Origin of the sequence: Pseudomonas sp. IT-P74 (assembly GCF_949768175.1) — a bacterium.
Lineage (GTDB): Bacteria > Pseudomonadota > Gammaproteobacteria > Pseudomonadales > Pseudomonadaceae > Aquipseudomonas.
Genome location: NZ_CATKQD010000044.1, coordinates 36,725 through 52,569 on the forward strand (window position 1 = coordinate 36,725; position 15,845 = coordinate 52,569).

Genomic DNA, 15,845 nt, shown 5'->3' on the forward strand with positions numbered 1-15,845 from the left:
GCCAATACAAAACCCACTGTAGGAGCGAGCCTGCTCGCGATAGCGGTTTATCATTCAACAGTTTGTTGTCTGACACACCGCTTCGCGAGCAGGCTCGCTCCTACATTGGTTCGGTGATGATTGTCAGAGCGGGGCTGGCTCTTGGGCCGGTTTTGATTTGTCGATCCCCGGAACAAGCAGTTTGCCCTCGGCGACCTGATCGCCTTCAAGCTGCGGCTGCGTGACCCAGGTCAGGATGTCGTAGTAGCGACGGATGTTCGCCACGAAATGCACCGGTTCGCCGCCACGGGCGTAGCCGTAACGGGTTTTGCTGTACCACTTCTTTTCCGACAGGCGCGGCAGGATCTTCTTCACGTCCAGCCATTTGTCCGGGTTCAACCCTTCCTTGGCCGCCAGTTTGCGGGCGTCGTCGAGGTGGCCGCTGCCGACGTTGTAGGCTGCCAGGGCAAACCAGGTCCGGTCCGGTTCCTGAATCGAATCGTCGAGCTGGTCTTTCATGTAGGCCAGGTACTTGGCGCCGCCCATGATGCTCTGCCGGGGGTCCAGGCGGTTGGACACGCCCATGGCCTGCGCGGTGTTCTGCGTCAGCATCATCAGGCCGCGCACGCCGGTCTTGGACGTGACCGCCGGTTGCCACAACGATTCCTGGTACCCGATGGCCGCCAGCAGGCGCCAGTCGACTTTCTCCTTCTTGGCGTAGGCCTTGAAGTGCTGTTCGTACTTGGGCAGGCGTTGCTGCAAGTGTTGGGCAAAGGTGGTGGCGCCCATGTAGCCGAGGACGTCGACATGCCCGTAGTAGCGGTCCTTGAGACGTTGCAGCGTGCCGTTCTTCTTGACCTTGTCGAGGTAATCATTGATTTCGTTGAGCAGGCTGTTGTCGTCGCCCGGGGCGACGGCCCAGCTCTGGTTGCTGGCGTCACCGAGGTCGAAGGCGACCCGGATGTTGGTGAAGTACACCTGGTTCATCGCCACTTCGTTGGAGTCGACCAGTGTCAGGTCGATCTGGCCTTCGTCCACCATGCGCAGGAGATCGACGACCTCGACTGCGTCGGACTCTTCGTATTCGATGCCGGGAAATTTCTGTTTCAGCTGCGCCAGTTGTTCAGCATGGGTGCTGCCCTTGAGCACCATGATCTTCTTGCCCACCAGATCCTTCGCATCGGTCGGCCGGGACTGGCCGTTGCGGTAGATGATCTGCGGGGTGACTTCCAGGTAGGAATGGGAGAAGCGCACTTGCTTCTTGCGCTCTTCGCTGCTGACCAGGCCGGCCGCCGCCAGCACCGGGCCATTGGGCTTGCCGACCTGGTTGAACAGGTCATCGAGGTTGTCGGCGGTCTCGATCTTGAGCTCGACCCCCAGATCGTCGGCGAAGCGCTTCACCAGCTCGTATTCGAAGCCGGTTTCACCGTTGCGATCCTGAAAGTAGGTGGCGGGGCTGTTTCGGGTAACCACCCGCAGCACACCATCCTCCTTTACGCGCTCGAGCGTGTTGGGTTTATCAACACAGCCACCGAGCATCAGGAAGAGTCCGGTTGCGATCAGCCATTTGGCGTACCGCGGACGCAAAGCCGTTGGGAAAAACATCTGCGCAGTATACGCAAAGGACCACGGGCGCCATATCTCGACAGCGAGGGGGTTGTCTGCTAGAGATCACAAAACCGACCGAAACCCCGCAGGAATGGGCTTTGTCTGCATTTTGTTACAGCAAAAATAAGCTGTCGCCACACGCCCCATTAACCTGACTTTCGAGGCAGAAACACAGATCGACACCCGAGTGCAACCGTGCGTAGCGTTTCGGGTGATGTCGCGGCCTGTTTAGGCTAGAATGCACGGCCTCAAAGCACACCCCTTCCCGAGGCTGTCCCGAAGATGTTGATCCTGCGCGGCGCTCCTGCCCTTTCTGCCTTTCGCCACAGCAAACTCCTTGAGCAACTGAGCCAGAAGGTTCCGGCTGTCAGTGGCCTGTATGCTGAATTCGCTCACTTCGCCGAAGTTACCGGCGTCCTGACCGGCGACGAACAGCAGGTGCTTGCGCGCCTTCTGAAGTACGGTCCAAGCGTTCCGGTACAGGAACCGACCGGTCGTCTGTTTCTGGTGCTGCCGCGTTTCGGCACCATCTCGCCATGGTCGAGCAAAGCCAGCGACATCGCCCGCAACTGTGGCCTGGCGAAAATCCAGCGCCTGGAGCGCGGTATTGCGTTCTACGTGGCCGGCCAGTTCAGCGACGCTGAAGCCCAGCTGATCGCCGACGGTCTGCACGACCGCATGACCCAGATCGTCCTGGGCAATCTCGAACAGGCCGCCGGCCTGTTCAGCCACGCCGAACCGAAACCCCTGACCGCGATCGACGTGTTGGGTGGCGGCCGCGCCGCGCTGGAAAAAGCCAACACCGAGCTGGGCCTGGCCCTGGCCGAAGACGAGATCGACTATCTGGTCAACGCCTTCGTCGGCCTTTCGCGCAACCCGCACGACATCGAACTGATGATGTTCGCCCAGGCGAACTCCGAGCACTGCCGTCACAAGATCTTCAACGCCAGTTGGGACATCGACGGCGAGAGCCAGGAAAAAAGCCTGTTCGGCATGATCAAGAACACCTACGTGATGCACAGCGAAGGCGTTCTGTCGGCTTATAAGGACAACGCTTCGGTGATCGTCGGCTCCGTGGCCGGGCGTTTCTTCCCGGACCCTGAGACCCGCCAGTACGGCGCGGTGCAGGAGCCGGTGCACATCCTGATGAAGGTCGAGACTCACAACCACCCGACCGCGATTGCCCCGTTCCCGGGCGCATCCACCGGTTCCGGTGGCGAGATCCGCGATGAAGGCGCCACCGGTCGCGGCGCCAAGCCGAAAGCCGGCCTGACCGGTTTCACCGTGTCGAACCTGCAGATCCCGGGCTTCGAACAGCCGTGGGAAGTGCCGTACGGCAAGCCCGAGCGCATCGTTACCGCGCTGGACATCATGATCGAAGGCCCGCTGGGCGGCGCTGCGTTCAACAACGAATTCGGCCGTCCGGCCCTGACCGGCTACTTCCGTACCTTCGAACAATCGATCACCACCCCGCACGGTGACGAAGTTCGTGGCTACCACAAGCCAATCATGCTGGCCGGTGGCATGGGCAACATCCGTGAAGAACACGTCAAGAAAGGCGAGATCCTGGTCGGCTCCAAGCTGATCGTGCTCGGCGGCCCGGCGATGCTGATCGGCCTGGGCGGCGGCGCGGCTTCCTCCATGGCCACCGGCACCAGCTCGGCGGACCTGGACTTCGCTTCGGTACAGCGCGAAAACCCTGAGATGGAACGTCGCTGCCAGGAAGTCATCGACCGTTGCTGGCAGTTGGGCGACAAGAACCCGATCAGCTTCATCCACGACGTGGGTGCGGGTGGTCTGTCCAACGCCTTCCCGGAACTGGTCAACGACGGCGACCGCGGTGGCCGTTTCGAACTGCGCAACATTCCAAACGACGAGCCGGGCATGGCCCCGCACGAGATCTGGTCCAACGAATCCCAGGAACGTTACGTTCTGGCCGTAGGTCCGGCTGACTTCGAGCGCTTCAAGGCGATCTGCGAACGCGAGCGTTGCCCGTTCGCCGTAGTCGGTGAAGCCACCGCCGAACCGCAGCTTACTGTCACGGATAGCCACTTCGGCAACAGCCCGGTGGACATGCCACTGGAAGTGCTGCTGGGCAAAGCCCCGCGCATGCACCGTTCGGTGGTTCGTGAAAACGAACTGGGCGACGATTTCGATCCGTCGACCCTCGACATCGCCAACTGCGTCGAGCGCGTCCTGCATCACCCGGCCGTGGCGAGCAAGAGCTTCCTGATCACCATCGGCGACCGCACCATCACCGGCCTCGTGGCCCGTGACCAGATGGTCGGCCCGTGGCAGGTTCCGGTGGCCGACGTTGCCGTCACCGCCACCAGCTTCGACGTCTACACCGGTGAAGCCATGGCCATGGGCGAGCGTACTCCGCTGGCACTGCTGGACGCTCCGGCGTCGGGCCGCATGGCCATTGGCGAAACCCTGACCAACATCGCGGCATCGCGCATCGGCAAGATCTCCGACATCAAACTGTCGGCGAACTGGATGTCCGCCGCCGGTCACCCGGGTGAAGATGCACGCCTGTACGACACCGTGAAAGCGGTCGGCATGGAACTGTGCCCTGAGCTGGGCATCACCATTCCCGTGGGCAAGGACTCGATGTCCATGGCCACGCGCTGGAACGACGAAGGCGTGGACAAGTCCGTGACTTCGCCAATGTCCCTGATCGTGACCGGTTTCGCGCCAGTGACTGACATCCGTCAGACCCTGACCCCGCAACTGCGCATGGACAAGGGCACCACCGACCTGATCCTGATCGACCTGGGCCACGGCCAGAACCGCATGGGCGCTTCGATCCTGGCACAGGTTCACGGCAAGCTCGGCAAGCAGGCGCCGGACGTCGATGACGCCGAAGACCTCAAAGCCTTCTTCGCCGTGATCCAGGGCCTCAACGCCGACGGTCACTTGCTGGCTTATCACGACCGTTCCGACGGTGGTCTGCTGACCAGCGTAGTGGAAATGGCCTTCGCCGGTCACTGTGGCCTGAGCCTGAACCTCGACGGTCTGGCGGAAACCTCCGCCGACATCGCTGCCATCCTGTTCAACGAAGAACTGGGTGCCGTGATCCAGGTTCGCCAGGATGCTACCCCGGACATCCTCGCGCAGTTCAGCGCCGCCGGCCTGGGCGACTGCGTGTCGGTGATCGGTCAGCCGATGAACAACGGCGAGATCAGCATCACCTTCAACGGCGACACCGTGTTCGAAGGCCAGCGTCGTCTGCTGCAACGCCAGTGGGCCGAGACCAGCTACCAGATCCAGCGTCTGCGTGACAACGCCGACTGCGCCGAACAGGAATTCGACGTACTGCTGGAAGAAGACAACCCGGGCCTGAGCGTCAAGCTGAGCTATGACATCAACCAGGACATCGCCGCGCCTTACATCAAGAAAGGCATTCGCCCACAGGTTGCCGTACTGCGTGAGCAGGGCGTCAACGGTCAGGTGGAAATGGCGGCTGCGTTCGACCGCGCCGGTTTCAACGCGATCGACGTGCACATGAGCGACATTCTGGCCGGCCGTGTCGACCTGAACGAGTTCAAGGGCATGGTCGCTTGCGGTGGTTTCTCTTACGGCGACGTACTGGGTGCCGGTGAAGGCTGGGCGAAATCCGCACTGTTCAACAGCCGTGCCCGCGATGCGTTCCAGGGCTTCTTCGAACGCAACGACAGCTTCACCCTCGGCGTGTGCAACGGCTGCCAGATGATGTCCAACCTGCATGAGCTGATCCCGGGCAGCGAGTTCTGGCCGCACTTCGTGCGCAACCGTTCCGAGCAGTTCGAAGCCCGCGTTGCCATGGTGCAGATCCAGGAATCGAACTCGATCTTCCTGCAAGGCATGGCCGGTTCGCGCATGCCGATCGCCATCGCCCACGGCGAAGGCCACGCCGAGTTCGCCAGCGAAGAAGCACTGCTGGAAGCCGATCTGTCCGGTTGCGTGGCGATGCGTTTCGTCGACAACCACGGCAAGGTCACCGAAAGCTACCCGGCCAACCCGAACGGCTCGCCGCGCGGGATCACCGGTTTGACCAGCCGCGACGGTCGCGTGACCATCATGATGCCGCACCCGGAACGTGTGTTCCGCGCCGTGCAGAACTCGTGGCGCTCTGATGACTGGAACGAAGATGCACCGCTGATGCGTATGTTCCGTAATGCTCGGGTCTGGGTAAACTAAAAGCGGGTGAACTAAGCGCCGTGTACAAGCTCAGCTTTTTCGTTCCAACCAGTCACGTCGAAGACGTGAAGAGTGCCGTATTCGCCGCCGGTGGCGGACGAATCGGTGACTATGACCACTGCGCCTGGCAGGTGTTGGGCCAAGGCCAGTTTCGCCCACTGGATGGCAGTCAGCCGTTCATTGGCGAGGCAGGGCAGGTCGAACAGGTCGAGGAATGGAAGGTTGAGCTGGTGGTGGCCGATGAGTTGATTCGCGCGGTGGTGGCGGCTCTGAAGCAGAGCCATCCCTACGAGACACCGGCTTATGAAGTGTGGCGGTTGGAGGATTTCTGATCTTCCTGGCTGCTGAAATGAGAAACCCGCTGAAAGTGATTTCAGCGGGTTTTTTGTTGCTCAGGATTCAGTGGTGTCAGTGAGGGCCTCATCGCGAGCAGGCTCGCTCCTACAGTGGTGCGGTGTACGCAGAGCAAATGTAGGAGCGAGCCTGCTCGCGATGGCGGCCTGTCATGCACCGAGGATCTAAACCTTGGCACTCACCTCACTGCGATTGACCAACGCTTCCAGCGCATCGCTCAAGCTCGGCGCCTTGTCGCCGATCAGCAAATGCCAGATGCCGCCTTCCAACTGGCTGACACCCTGGCAACCCAACGCTTTCAAATCACATTCCGACAACGCCTTGCCATTGGCCAGTTGCAGGCGGATGCGGGTCATGGCGATGCAGTCGAGTTGCAGCACATTGTCGCCACCACCCAAGGCGTTGAGCCATTGCTGCGCCTCGGGTGCCGCTACGGCGGCAGGTGGCGGTGCGTCGATTTCTACCGCCGGTGAGGACACGATGGCCCGGCCCAGCGCCGGCATCGCCAGGCGAATCTCATCGGCAATCGCGTCGGCCATCGGTCCGACCACCACCTGCAAACTTCCGCCCTTGCCCGGACGCACCACAGCCATGGCGCCGAGCGCTTTCAAATCGGTATCCGAGGCCTTGTTGCGATCCACCATGTCCAGGCGCAAGCGGGTGGTGCAGGCGCCGACAGTGATCAGGTTTTCGGCACCGCCCAGGGCCTTGATGTAAGCCCCGGCGCGTTCATTGTCGGCCACTGCAACCTGCGGGGTGGCAGTGCTGGTTTCGCGGCCTGGTGTCTTCAGGTCGAAGCGGCGGATACAGAAATCAAACACCACGTAATAGATCACCGCATAGGCCAGGCCCACCGGGAACACCAGCCAGCCGTTGGTGGACTTGCCCCAGCCAAGAATCATGTCGATGAAGCCGCCGGAGAAGGTGAACCCCAAGTGAATGTTCAGCGCATTGGTGATGGCCATCGACAAACCGGTCAACAACGCATGCAGCAGAAACAGCAACGGCGCGAGGAACATGAAGGCGAATTCGATCGGCTCGGTGACGCCGGTCAGGAACGCGGTCAGGGCCATCGACAGGAAGATCCCGCCCATCACCTTGCGCCGTTCCGGCAGGGCGTTGCGGTACATCGCCAGGCAGGCGGCGGGCAGGCCGAAGATCATCATCGGGAACATGCCGGTCATGAACTGGCCACCTTTCGGGTCGCCGGCGAAGTAGCGCGACAGGTCGCCAGTCACCAGCGCGCCGGTGGTGGGGTCGGTGAAATTGCCGAACACGAACCACGCCATGTTGTTGAGGATGTGGTGCAGGCCGGTGACGATCAGCAGGCGGTTGAACACGCCGAAGACGAACGCGCCGAAGCTGCCGCTTTCCATCATCAGCGTGCCGAAGCTGTTGATGCCGTGCTGGATCGGCGGCCAGATGTAGCCGAACACCACGCCCAGGCCTACAGCGGCAAACCCGGTGACAATCGGCACAAAACGCCGGCCCCCGAAGAACGCCAGGTACTCCGGCAACTTGATGTCCTTGAAGCGGTTGTACAGCGCGCCGGCCATCAGGCCGCTGACGATCCCGGCGAGCATGCCCATGTTGATGCTCGCATCCAGCACCTTGAGGGTGGAGATCATCACCAGGTAGCCGATCACCCCGGCAAGACCCGCCGTGCCGTTGTTGTCCCTGGCGAAACCGACCGCGATGCCGATGGCGAAGATCATCGCCAGGTTGGCGAAAATCACCTGGCCGGCGTCGTGGATGATCGCGATATTCAGCAGGTCGGTATCGCCCAGGCGCAGCAGCAGGCCGGCAATCGGCAGGATCGCGATCGGCAGCATCAGCGCGCGGCCGAGGCGTTGCAGGCCTTCGATGAAAAGTTGGTACATGGCGGTTCTCCGTGGATTCTTGTTGTTCTTTAGCCCAGCGGCCAATGCTGGTGACAGGCGTGACGTACCGCGCTGGCACTGCTCAGCTTGAGCAGGCCCTGGCTGATGCGCCGGCATTCGCTGGCGTCGAGATGACGCACGCGGTCCTTGATTTCACCGACTTGTACCGGGCTCACCGACAGTTCACTGACCCCCAGGCCGATCAACACTGGCGTGGCCAGCGGATCGGACGCCAGTGCGCCGCACACGCCCACCCAACGGTTGTGCAACGCAGCACCGGCGCAGGTCTGGGCGATCAGCCGCAGCAGTGCCGGGTGCAGCGCATCGACGCGGGCGGCGAGCCCGGCGTGGTCACGATCCATCGCCAGGGTGTATTGCGACAGGTCGTTGGTGCCGATGGACAGGAAGTCCGCGTGCTCGGCCAGTTGCTCGGCCAGCAGCGCGGCGGCCGGAACCTCGATCATCACCCCCAGCTCCGGGCGTTGCGCCAGGCCGAGTTCACCGCACAAGGCGTCGAGGCGCTGGCGGATGTGCAGCAGTTCATCGACTTCGGTGATCATCGGCAGCAGGATCCGGCAGCGTGACAATGGGCGAGTGTGCAGCAGCGCGCGCAGTTGCTGGTCGAGCAGTTCAGGGCGAACCTGAGCCAGGCGAATGCCGCGCAGGCCGAGCACCGGATTGGCCTCGGCAGGCAGTGGCAGGTAGTCCAGTTGCTTGTCGCCGCCGACGTCGATGGTGCGGATGATCACCGACTTGTCGCCCATGGCATCGAGCACCGCTTGATAGGCATGGTGTTGTTCCTGTTCGTTCGGGGCGGTGTGGCGGTCGACGAAGAGAAACTCGGTGCGCAGCAAGCCGACACCGTCGGCGCCATTGGCCAATGCGTCTGCTGCTTCCGTGCTGGACGCCACGTTGGCGGCGACTTCGATGCGCAGGCCATCGCAGGTCAGCGCGGGGGTGTGCGCCTGGGCCTGCTGTTCGGCCCGGCGTTGCTGCTGTTGCTGTTGCAACTGGCGCACGTCGGCCAGGCGCTCGGCATCGGGTGTCAGTTCGAGGCGGCCGCCGTCGGCGTCCAGCACCACCGCTTGCCCCTGTTGCTGATCGAGCAGCGTCGAACCCAGCGCCACCATGCACGGCAAGCCTTTGCCCCTAGCCAGAATCGCTACGTGGGAGGTCGCGCCACCTTCGGCCATGCACAGCCCGGCGACGCCTTGCTGGCTCAGTTGCAGCAAATCCGATGGCGTCAGTTCATGGGCCGCGACGATGGCGCCGGCCGGCACGTCGTAATGCCAGGTATCGCCGAGCAATGCGCGCAGCACCCGTTGCTTGAGGTCGCGCAGGTCGTTGGCGCGTTCGGCCAGCAGCGTGCTGCCGGTTTGCTGGAGGACTTCGCATTGCGCGTCGATGGCCTGGCTCCAGGCGTGGGTCGCGGCCGTGCCCTGGGCGACGCTTTGACTGGCGGCGTCCACTAGGGCCGGGTCTTCGAGCAGTGCCAGGTGTGCGGCGAAAATCGCCTCTTCAGCGGTGTCCTTGTGTTTTTTCGCCAGGGTCAGTGTGTGTTCGATTTCACTGCGCACCTGGCTCAGTGCCGCGTCCAGCACTTGCTGTTGTTGCTGCGGATCATGATGGCCGGCATCCACCGGCAGGCTGATCGCATTCAGGCGAAACAACGGCCCGCCGACCAGACCGGGCGCCGCGCAGACGCCGTGCAACACACCGGCTTCGGCAGTGCGATTGCGTTGGGCAATCGTGGCTGGCGCGGCGGCGTGGTGGTCTTCGGCCAGGGCTGTGGATAACGCGGTCAACAAGGCTTGCAGTGCGGCTTCGGCATCCGGGCCCTGGCAACTGACCTGGACCTCCGCCTGTTCGCCGATGGCCAGCCCCATCAGGCCGATCAGGCTGTCGCAGGTGGCCGACTTGCCGGCGAAATGCAGCTGCGATTTGCTTTTGAACCCTTGCGCGGTCTGACGGATCAACGCGGCCGGCCGCGCGTGCAGACCACCACGGTGAGCAATGCGCACCTGACCGACAATCTCGACGCCGGCAAACTCGGTTTCGACCTGTGCGCCCGACGTCTGTCGACGAATGATGTGCAGCAGCGGCTCGCCGACCTTTACCGACTTGAGGGTGATGGGCCGTGCCTGAAAGTCCTGGCTGTTGGTGAGGATCAGCAGGCTGACCAGGCTTTTGCACTGTTGCGCGACCTTGTCCAGGTCGTAGCGCAGCAGCGGTTGGCCGTTGGCGACACGCGCGCCTTCCTTGACCAGCATCGAGAAGCCCTGGCCTTGCAGCTCGACGGTGTCGAGGCCCAGATGCAGGAGCAATTCCGCGCCATTGTCGGCACGCAGGGTCACGGCGTGGCCGGTGCGGGCGACATGCACCACCACGCCGGCGCAGGGAGCGTGAAGCGTGTCGTTGAGCGGATCGATGGCAATGCCGTCACCCATGGCGCCGCTGGCGAACACCGGGTCCGGGACTTTGGCGAGCGTGAGCACCGGGCCGCTGAGCGGGGCGCTTAAGGTCAGCTCTTTATTGTTGTTATGCATGGGCTCGGTCTCATAAAAAGTTCAGATCAGCTCGCCCTCTGTAGGAGCGAGCCTGCTCGCGAAGAACCCGAGAACAACGCGTGCATTCAGGAAGAACGCGTCATCGTTGACGTCCATCGCGAGCAGGCTCGCTCCTACAGGGGGGGGGTTAATGCGTACGAGTGACTTTGCTCAGGTGCCGCGGCTGGTCCGGGTCCATGCCACGGGCCACGGCCAGGCCGGCGGCCATCACGTAGAAACTCTGGATCGCCAGAATCGGGTCGAGGGCCGGGTGTTCGGCGCGGGTCAGGGTCAGGTCGCGTTCAAGCACGTCATCCGGCGCGGCCAGCAGGACCCGGGCGCCGCGTTGGCGCATGTCGGCGGCCAGGCTCAGCAAACCGGCCTGTTCGGCACCCCGTGGGGCAAACACCAGCAACGGGTAGTTGTCGCCGATCAAGGCCATCGGGCCGTGACGGACTTCGGCGCTGCTGAAGGCTTCGGCCTGGATCGCCGAAGTCTCCTTGAACTTGAGCGCCGCTTCCTGGGCGATGGCGAAACCGGCGCCACGGCCGATCACCATCAATTGCTGGCAATCGCGCAAGGCGTCGATGGCCGGGCTCCAGTCCTGTTGCGCGGCGTGGCGCAGGCCTTCGGGCAAGGCACGACCGGCTTCGAGCAATTCGGCGTCTTCTTTCCAGTGGCCAATCAGCCGCGCGCTGGCGCTGAGGGTGGCGATGAAACTCTTGGTCGCGGCGACACTGCTTTCAGTGCCTGCCAACAGCGGCAGGCTGAATTCGCAGGCCGCTTCCAGTGGCGAGTCGGCGGCGTTGACCATCGACACGCTCAGTGCGCCGCGCTTGCGTAGCAATCGCAGGCTGTTGACCAGGTCCGGGCTTTGCCCCGATTGGGAAAAGGCGAATGCCACCTGGCCACTGACTTTCAACGGCGCCTGCTGCATGGTCACCACCGACATCGGCAACGAGGCCACCGGAAAACCCAGCAGTTGCATGGTCAGGTAGGCGAAGTAGCTGGCGGCGTGGTCGGAGCTGCCGCGCGCGACGGTCATCACCACTTGCGGCGGCTGACGACGCAGGCGCCCGGCGATCTCGATCATCTGTGGGTCGAGTGTTTGCAACTGGGCCTGCACGGCTTCGAACGAGGACAGCGCCTCTTCAAGCATTTTTGAAGTCAATGTCTTCTCCTTCGACCATGACAGCGGTCAGTTTCAGTGAGCGATCCAGCCGCACGCAGTCGGCCCAGGCGCCTGGTTGCAGGCGCCCGCGTTCGGTGATGCCGAGGTAATCGGCGGGGAATTGCGACAGGCGCTGCGAAGCTTCGGCGATGGGCAGGCCGATCTTCACCAGGTTGCGCAGGGCCTGATCCATGGTCAGGGTGCTGCCGGCCAGGGTGCCGTCGGGCAGGCGCACGCCGCCCAGGCATTTGGTCACGGTGTGGCTGCCGAGCTTGTATTCACCGTCGGGCATGCCGGCGGCGGCGGTCGAGTCGGTGACGCAGTACAGGCACGGAATCGAGCGCAGAGCCACGCGGATGGCGCCGGGGTGCACGTGCAGCAAGTCCGGAATCAGTTCGGCGTATTTGGCGTGGGCCAGGGCTGCGCCGACGATCCCCGGCTCGCGGTGATGCAGCGGGCTCATGGCGTTGTAGAGGTGAGTGAAACTGCTGGCGCCGGCCTCCAGCGCGGCCACGCCTTCCTCGTAACTGCCCAGGGTGTGGCCGATCTGCATACGCACGCCACGGCCGCTCAGGTCGCGGATCAAGGCGTCGTGACCGGCGATTTCCGGGGCGATGGTGATCACCCGGATCGGTGCGAGCGCCAGGTACGCTTCGACTTCGGCCATCAGCGCGGTGTGGGCGAAGTTGGGTTGCGCGCCGAGTTTGCCGGGGTTGATGTAGGGGCCTTCGAGGTGCACGCCGAGTACCCGGGCGCAGCCTTGGGGGCGCTGCTCACAGAATTCGCCGACGGCCTTGAGCACGCTGGAGATTTCTTCGCTCGGTGCGGTCATGGTGGTGGCCAGCAGCGACGTGGTGCCGAAGCGCACATGGGTTCGGGTGATGGTTTCGAAAGCGGGCGCGCCTTCCATGATGTCTTTGCCGCCGCCGCCGTGAACGTGCAGGTCGATGAAGCCCGGTAGCAGGTACGGCAGGTCGTTGTCCGCCGGATCGCAGGGCTGGCCTTCGATCGACACGACCTTGCCGTGCTCATGAACCAGTCGGCCGCGAACCCAGCCGTGGGGGGTGAGGATGTTGTCTTCGGACATGATCTGTTCTCGATATTCGGCGGCTATTTGTTAGCGACGCAGCTCTGCGACAAAGTCGTAGTAGTCGTTACGGCAATAGGTGTCGGTGACTTCGATGGGCGTGTTGTCTTCCAGGTAGCCGACCCGGGTCATCAGCAACATGGCGGTGCCGGGGGGGATGCCCACCAGTGCGGCGAACTCGTCCGAGGCGTTGATCGCCTGGATGTGCTGCAGGGCGCGGACCACCGGCTTGCCGATGCCGTCGAGGAATTCGTAGAGGGAGTCACCGACTATTTGCGGCTTGGGAATGATCGAGGCGGGCAGGGTGCTCATCTCGATGGCCATCACCGTGTCGTCGGCCTTGCGCAGGCGTTTGAGGCGCGCAACCTTGTCGTTGGGCGACAGACCGAGGCGGATCAGCTCTTCATGGGTCGGCAGGGTGATTTCCCGCTCCAGCCATTGCGAGCCGGGCACGAACCCCTTGAGGCGGAGCATTTCACTGAAGCCGGAAAGGCGCGACAACGGTTGTTCGAGGCGCGGCGTGATGAAGGTGCCGGAGCCCTGGTTGCGGCGGATCAGGCCTTGTTCGAACAACACTTCCAAGGCCTTGCGGGCGGTGACGCGGGAGATGCCCAGCGTCTCGCTCAGATTGCGTTCCGATGGCATCGCCTGCTCGGCTTTCCACTGGCCGGCGTGGATCGCGGCTTCCAGGTTACGTGCCAGTTGCAGGTACAACGGCGTGGGTTGGGTGTCGTCGGGGCGCAGGGCCTGGAGATCGTTCATGGCGGTTGTCCGGGGCGGATATTGGAATGTTTTTGCCCGTGAATGGGCGAAAACTAATACCACTTGAATACCATGTCAACGCCAGAGCTTTGCTGTTTGTGGAAGGAAACCTGCCTTGTCGGCTGGTTGGAGTGGAGGGTGGTTTGAAGTGGTATTAGATGGGCGGATTTTGAAGGCAAAGATCGCAGCCTGCGACAGCGCCTGCAGTGCGAAATGGTATTCACGCTGCAGGCGCTGCCGAAGGCTGCGATCTTTTGAATTTATTTTTCGATGGCGACCAACGGTCGTGGGGGATTACGGGCGGATTTCGATCATCGTGCCGTCCGGCACCAGGTTCCAGACTTCGCGCATGTCCATGTTACGCATGGCGATGCAGCCGTCGGTCCAGTCCAGGGTGTGGAACAGGTCTTCGGGGGTGTCTTCGCTGTCCGGGGTGCCGTGGATCATGATCATGCCGCCGGGCTCGACGCCCTCACGACGGGCACGGGCAGAGTCGCTGATGTTCGGGTAGGAAATGTGCATCGCCAGGTTGAAGCGATCGCTGATCTTGCGCCAGTCGACCCAGTAGAAGCCTTCCGGGGTGCGCTTGTCGCCTTCCATCAGCTTGGGCCCCTTGGGACGCTTGCCCAGGGAAATGCGATAGGTCTTGAGCGGCTTGCCGTCATTGATCAATTGCAATTGATGGGAAGACTTGAGAATCAGGATCTTCTCGATGACCTTGCCGTCCAGGGTTTCCACGGCAGAAGCCTGGGACACCGTGACGAACGACAAACAGAACAGGGCAAGCAACCAGCGCATTGAAACGATTCCCCAGGAGGTGTCGCGACTATTTATGTATAGAAGTTTTTGCAGGAGCTGCCGCAGGCTCGTGCCGCGTTCGGGCGGTCTTTCGGCGCCTTTGAGTGATGCCGGGATGACATCAGATAATGGCAGACTGAGCAAGTGGCGGGATCGATTCAGACCGAACGGGATAGACCTCGGTCCGCCGGTCAGCGAAGAAGCATTCTAAGGTACGGCCCACCGTGCGGAAAGCCAGCTCATCCCATGGAATGTCCGCTTCGTCGAATAGTTGCACTTCCAGGCTCTCGGGGCCGGCTGAAAAGTCCAGGTCCGCCAGTTCTGCACGGAAGAACACATGCACCTGGCTGATGTGCGGCACGTCGATCAGGGTATAGATGCTCAGGTTGCGCACCCGGGCGCAGGCTTCCTCGGCGGTTTCGCGAATGGCGGCCTGTTCGATGGTCTCGCCGTTCTCCATGAAACCGGCGGGCAGGGTCCAGTACCCGCGACGTGGCTCGATGGCCCGTCGGCACAACAACACCCTGGTGCCCCAGGTCGCCACGCAGCCGGCGACGATGTTGGGGTTCTGGTAGTGAATGGCCTGACAACTGTCGCAGACAAAACGCAGGCGCGAATCGCCTTCGGGAATGCGCTGGGTCACCGGGTTACCGCACTGGCTGCAAAATTTCATGCTGGGGTTCCTGAATGCTGCGCCTATCTTGGCGTGCGGCAGTGCCGGTCGGCAAGTTGTCGTTTCGCGACATGGGGCGGTTGCGGGGGTTGGGCGGCCGCAGCGATTGGTGCATGATGCCGGGTAAGGCACAGATCGAGAACACTCATGCTGGATGAGCTACTGCATCGGGTTAGTCACCACACACCACGCACACTGGAGACCGACCGTCGTTTTCCCGAGGCCGCGGTGCTGGTGCCCATCACCCGCAGTGACGAGCCCGAGCTGGTGTTGACCCTGCGTGCCAGCGGCCTGTCGACCCATGGCGGCGAAGTCGCCTTCCCGGGCGGGCGCCGTGACCCCGAAGACCCCGACCTGATTTTCACCGCCCTGCGTGAAGCCGAAGAAGAGATCGGCCTGCCGCCTGGGCTGGTCGAGGTGATCGGCCCGCTCAGCCCGCTGATCAGCCTGCATGGCATCAAGGTCACGCCCTATGTCGGGGTGATCCCGGACTTTGTCGAATACCGGGCCAACGATGCCGAGATCGCCGCGGTGTTCAGTGTGCCCCTTGAGTTCTTCCGCAAAGACCCTCGCGAACATACCCATCGCATCGATTATCAGGGCCGCAGCTGGTACGTGCCGAGCTATCGCTTTGGCGAATACAAGATCTGGGGCCTGACGGCGATCATGATCGTCGAGTTGATCAACCTGCTGTATGACGCCAAAATCAGCCTGCATCAGCCTCCCAAAAGCTTTATCAATATCTGAAGCCATCGTTCGAATGGCCTGAATCCTGGTTTTGCTGACAAAAGCCCGCCTGAGCCTTGAG

General features: G+C 62.6%; 12 protein-coding genes. 4 read left to right on the plus strand and 8 right to left on the minus strand.

Going from position 1 to position 15,845, the window contains the following annotated elements; translation table 11 throughout:
* Window positions 1–123: 123 nt before the first annotated feature.
* Window positions 124–1,584: a membrane-bound lytic murein transglycosylase MltF gene (mltF, locus tag ACM6J5_RS18690; RefSeq protein ID WP_095945762.1), complete on the minus strand. Its 1,461-nt coding sequence runs from the start codon at window positions 1,582–1,584 to the stop codon at window positions 124–126.
* A gap of 285 nt (window positions 1,585–1,869) precedes the next feature.
* Between mltF and purL the strand changes: the two genes are divergently transcribed.
* Both purL and ACM6J5_RS18700 read left to right on the plus strand, forming a co-directional pair.
* On the plus strand, window positions 1,870–5,766 hold the full coding sequence (gene purL, locus ACM6J5_RS18695) for a phosphoribosylformylglycinamidine synthase (protein WP_150672977.1): 3,897 nt from the start codon (window positions 1,870–1,872) through the stop codon (window positions 5,764–5,766).
* A 20-nt stretch (window positions 5,767–5,786) separates the two neighbouring features.
* Window positions 5,787–6,098 carry an NGG1p interacting factor NIF3 gene (locus tag ACM6J5_RS18700; RefSeq protein WP_414929121.1) on the plus strand — a complete coding sequence of 104 codons (312 nt, stop codon included), beginning with the start codon at window positions 5,787–5,789 and terminating at the stop codon, window positions 6,096–6,098.
* Window positions 6,099–6,284: 186 nt separating this feature from the next.
* Here the strand turns inward: ACM6J5_RS18700 and nagE are convergent, their stop codons facing one another.
* From nagE to ACM6J5_RS18735, 7 genes are all read right to left on the minus strand, one after another.
* Window positions 6,285–8,000: an N-acetylglucosamine-specific PTS transporter subunit IIBC gene (gene nagE, locus ACM6J5_RS18705; RefSeq protein ID WP_414929122.1), complete on the minus strand. Its 1,716-nt coding sequence runs from the start codon at window positions 7,998–8,000 to the stop codon at window positions 6,285–6,287.
* 29 nt (window positions 8,001–8,029) lie between these two features.
* Window positions 8,030–10,546, minus strand: a complete 2,517-nt coding sequence (gene ptsP / locus ACM6J5_RS18710) for a phosphoenolpyruvate--protein phosphotransferase (RefSeq protein WP_414929123.1) — start codon at window positions 10,544–10,546, stop codon at window positions 8,030–8,032.
* A gap of 148 nt (window positions 10,547–10,694) precedes the next feature.
* Window positions 10,695–11,717, minus strand: coding sequence for an SIS domain-containing protein (locus ACM6J5_RS18715; RefSeq protein ID WP_414929124.1), 1,023 nt, complete (start codon window positions 11,715–11,717; stop codon window positions 10,695–10,697).
* On the minus strand, window positions 11,698–12,804 hold the full coding sequence (nagA, locus tag ACM6J5_RS18720) for an N-acetylglucosamine-6-phosphate deacetylase (protein ID WP_095943061.1): 1,107 nt from the start codon (window positions 12,802–12,804) through the stop codon (window positions 11,698–11,700). The genes ACM6J5_RS18715 and nagA overlap by 20 nt, the downstream gene beginning before the upstream one ends.
* A gap of 30 nt (window positions 12,805–12,834) precedes the next feature.
* Window positions 12,835–13,566: a GntR family transcriptional regulator gene (locus tag ACM6J5_RS18725; RefSeq protein ID WP_095943062.1), complete on the minus strand. Its 732-nt coding sequence runs from the start codon at window positions 13,564–13,566 to the stop codon at window positions 12,835–12,837.
* Window positions 13,567–13,860: 294 nt separating this feature from the next.
* A complete protein-coding gene (locus ACM6J5_RS18730) occupies window positions 13,861–14,364 on the minus strand; it encodes a L,D-transpeptidase family protein (protein WP_007982819.1) in 504 nt (167 codons plus the stop codon).
* A 121-nt stretch (window positions 14,365–14,485) separates the two neighbouring features.
* Window positions 14,486–15,037 (minus strand): NUDIX hydrolase, encoded by a 552-nt coding sequence (locus ACM6J5_RS18735; RefSeq protein ID WP_095943063.1) that lies wholly within the window; start codon window positions 15,035–15,037, stop codon window positions 14,486–14,488.
* A 14-nt stretch (window positions 15,038–15,051) separates the two neighbouring features.
* On the opposite strand from ACM6J5_RS18735, the gene ACM6J5_RS18740 reads away from it, so the two are divergent.
* Together ACM6J5_RS18740 and ACM6J5_RS18745 are read left to right on the plus strand one after the other, a co-directional pair.
* Window positions 15,052–15,195 carry a hypothetical protein gene (locus ACM6J5_RS18740; RefSeq protein ID WP_172435319.1) on the plus strand — a complete coding sequence of 48 codons (144 nt, stop codon included), beginning with the start codon at window positions 15,052–15,054 and terminating at the stop codon, window positions 15,193–15,195.
* Window positions 15,185–15,784, plus strand: a complete 600-nt coding sequence (locus tag ACM6J5_RS18745; RefSeq protein WP_095943064.1) for a CoA pyrophosphatase — start codon at window positions 15,185–15,187, stop codon at window positions 15,782–15,784. The genes ACM6J5_RS18740 and ACM6J5_RS18745 overlap by 11 nt, the downstream gene beginning before the upstream one ends.
* Window positions 15,785–15,845 lie beyond the last annotated feature (61 nt).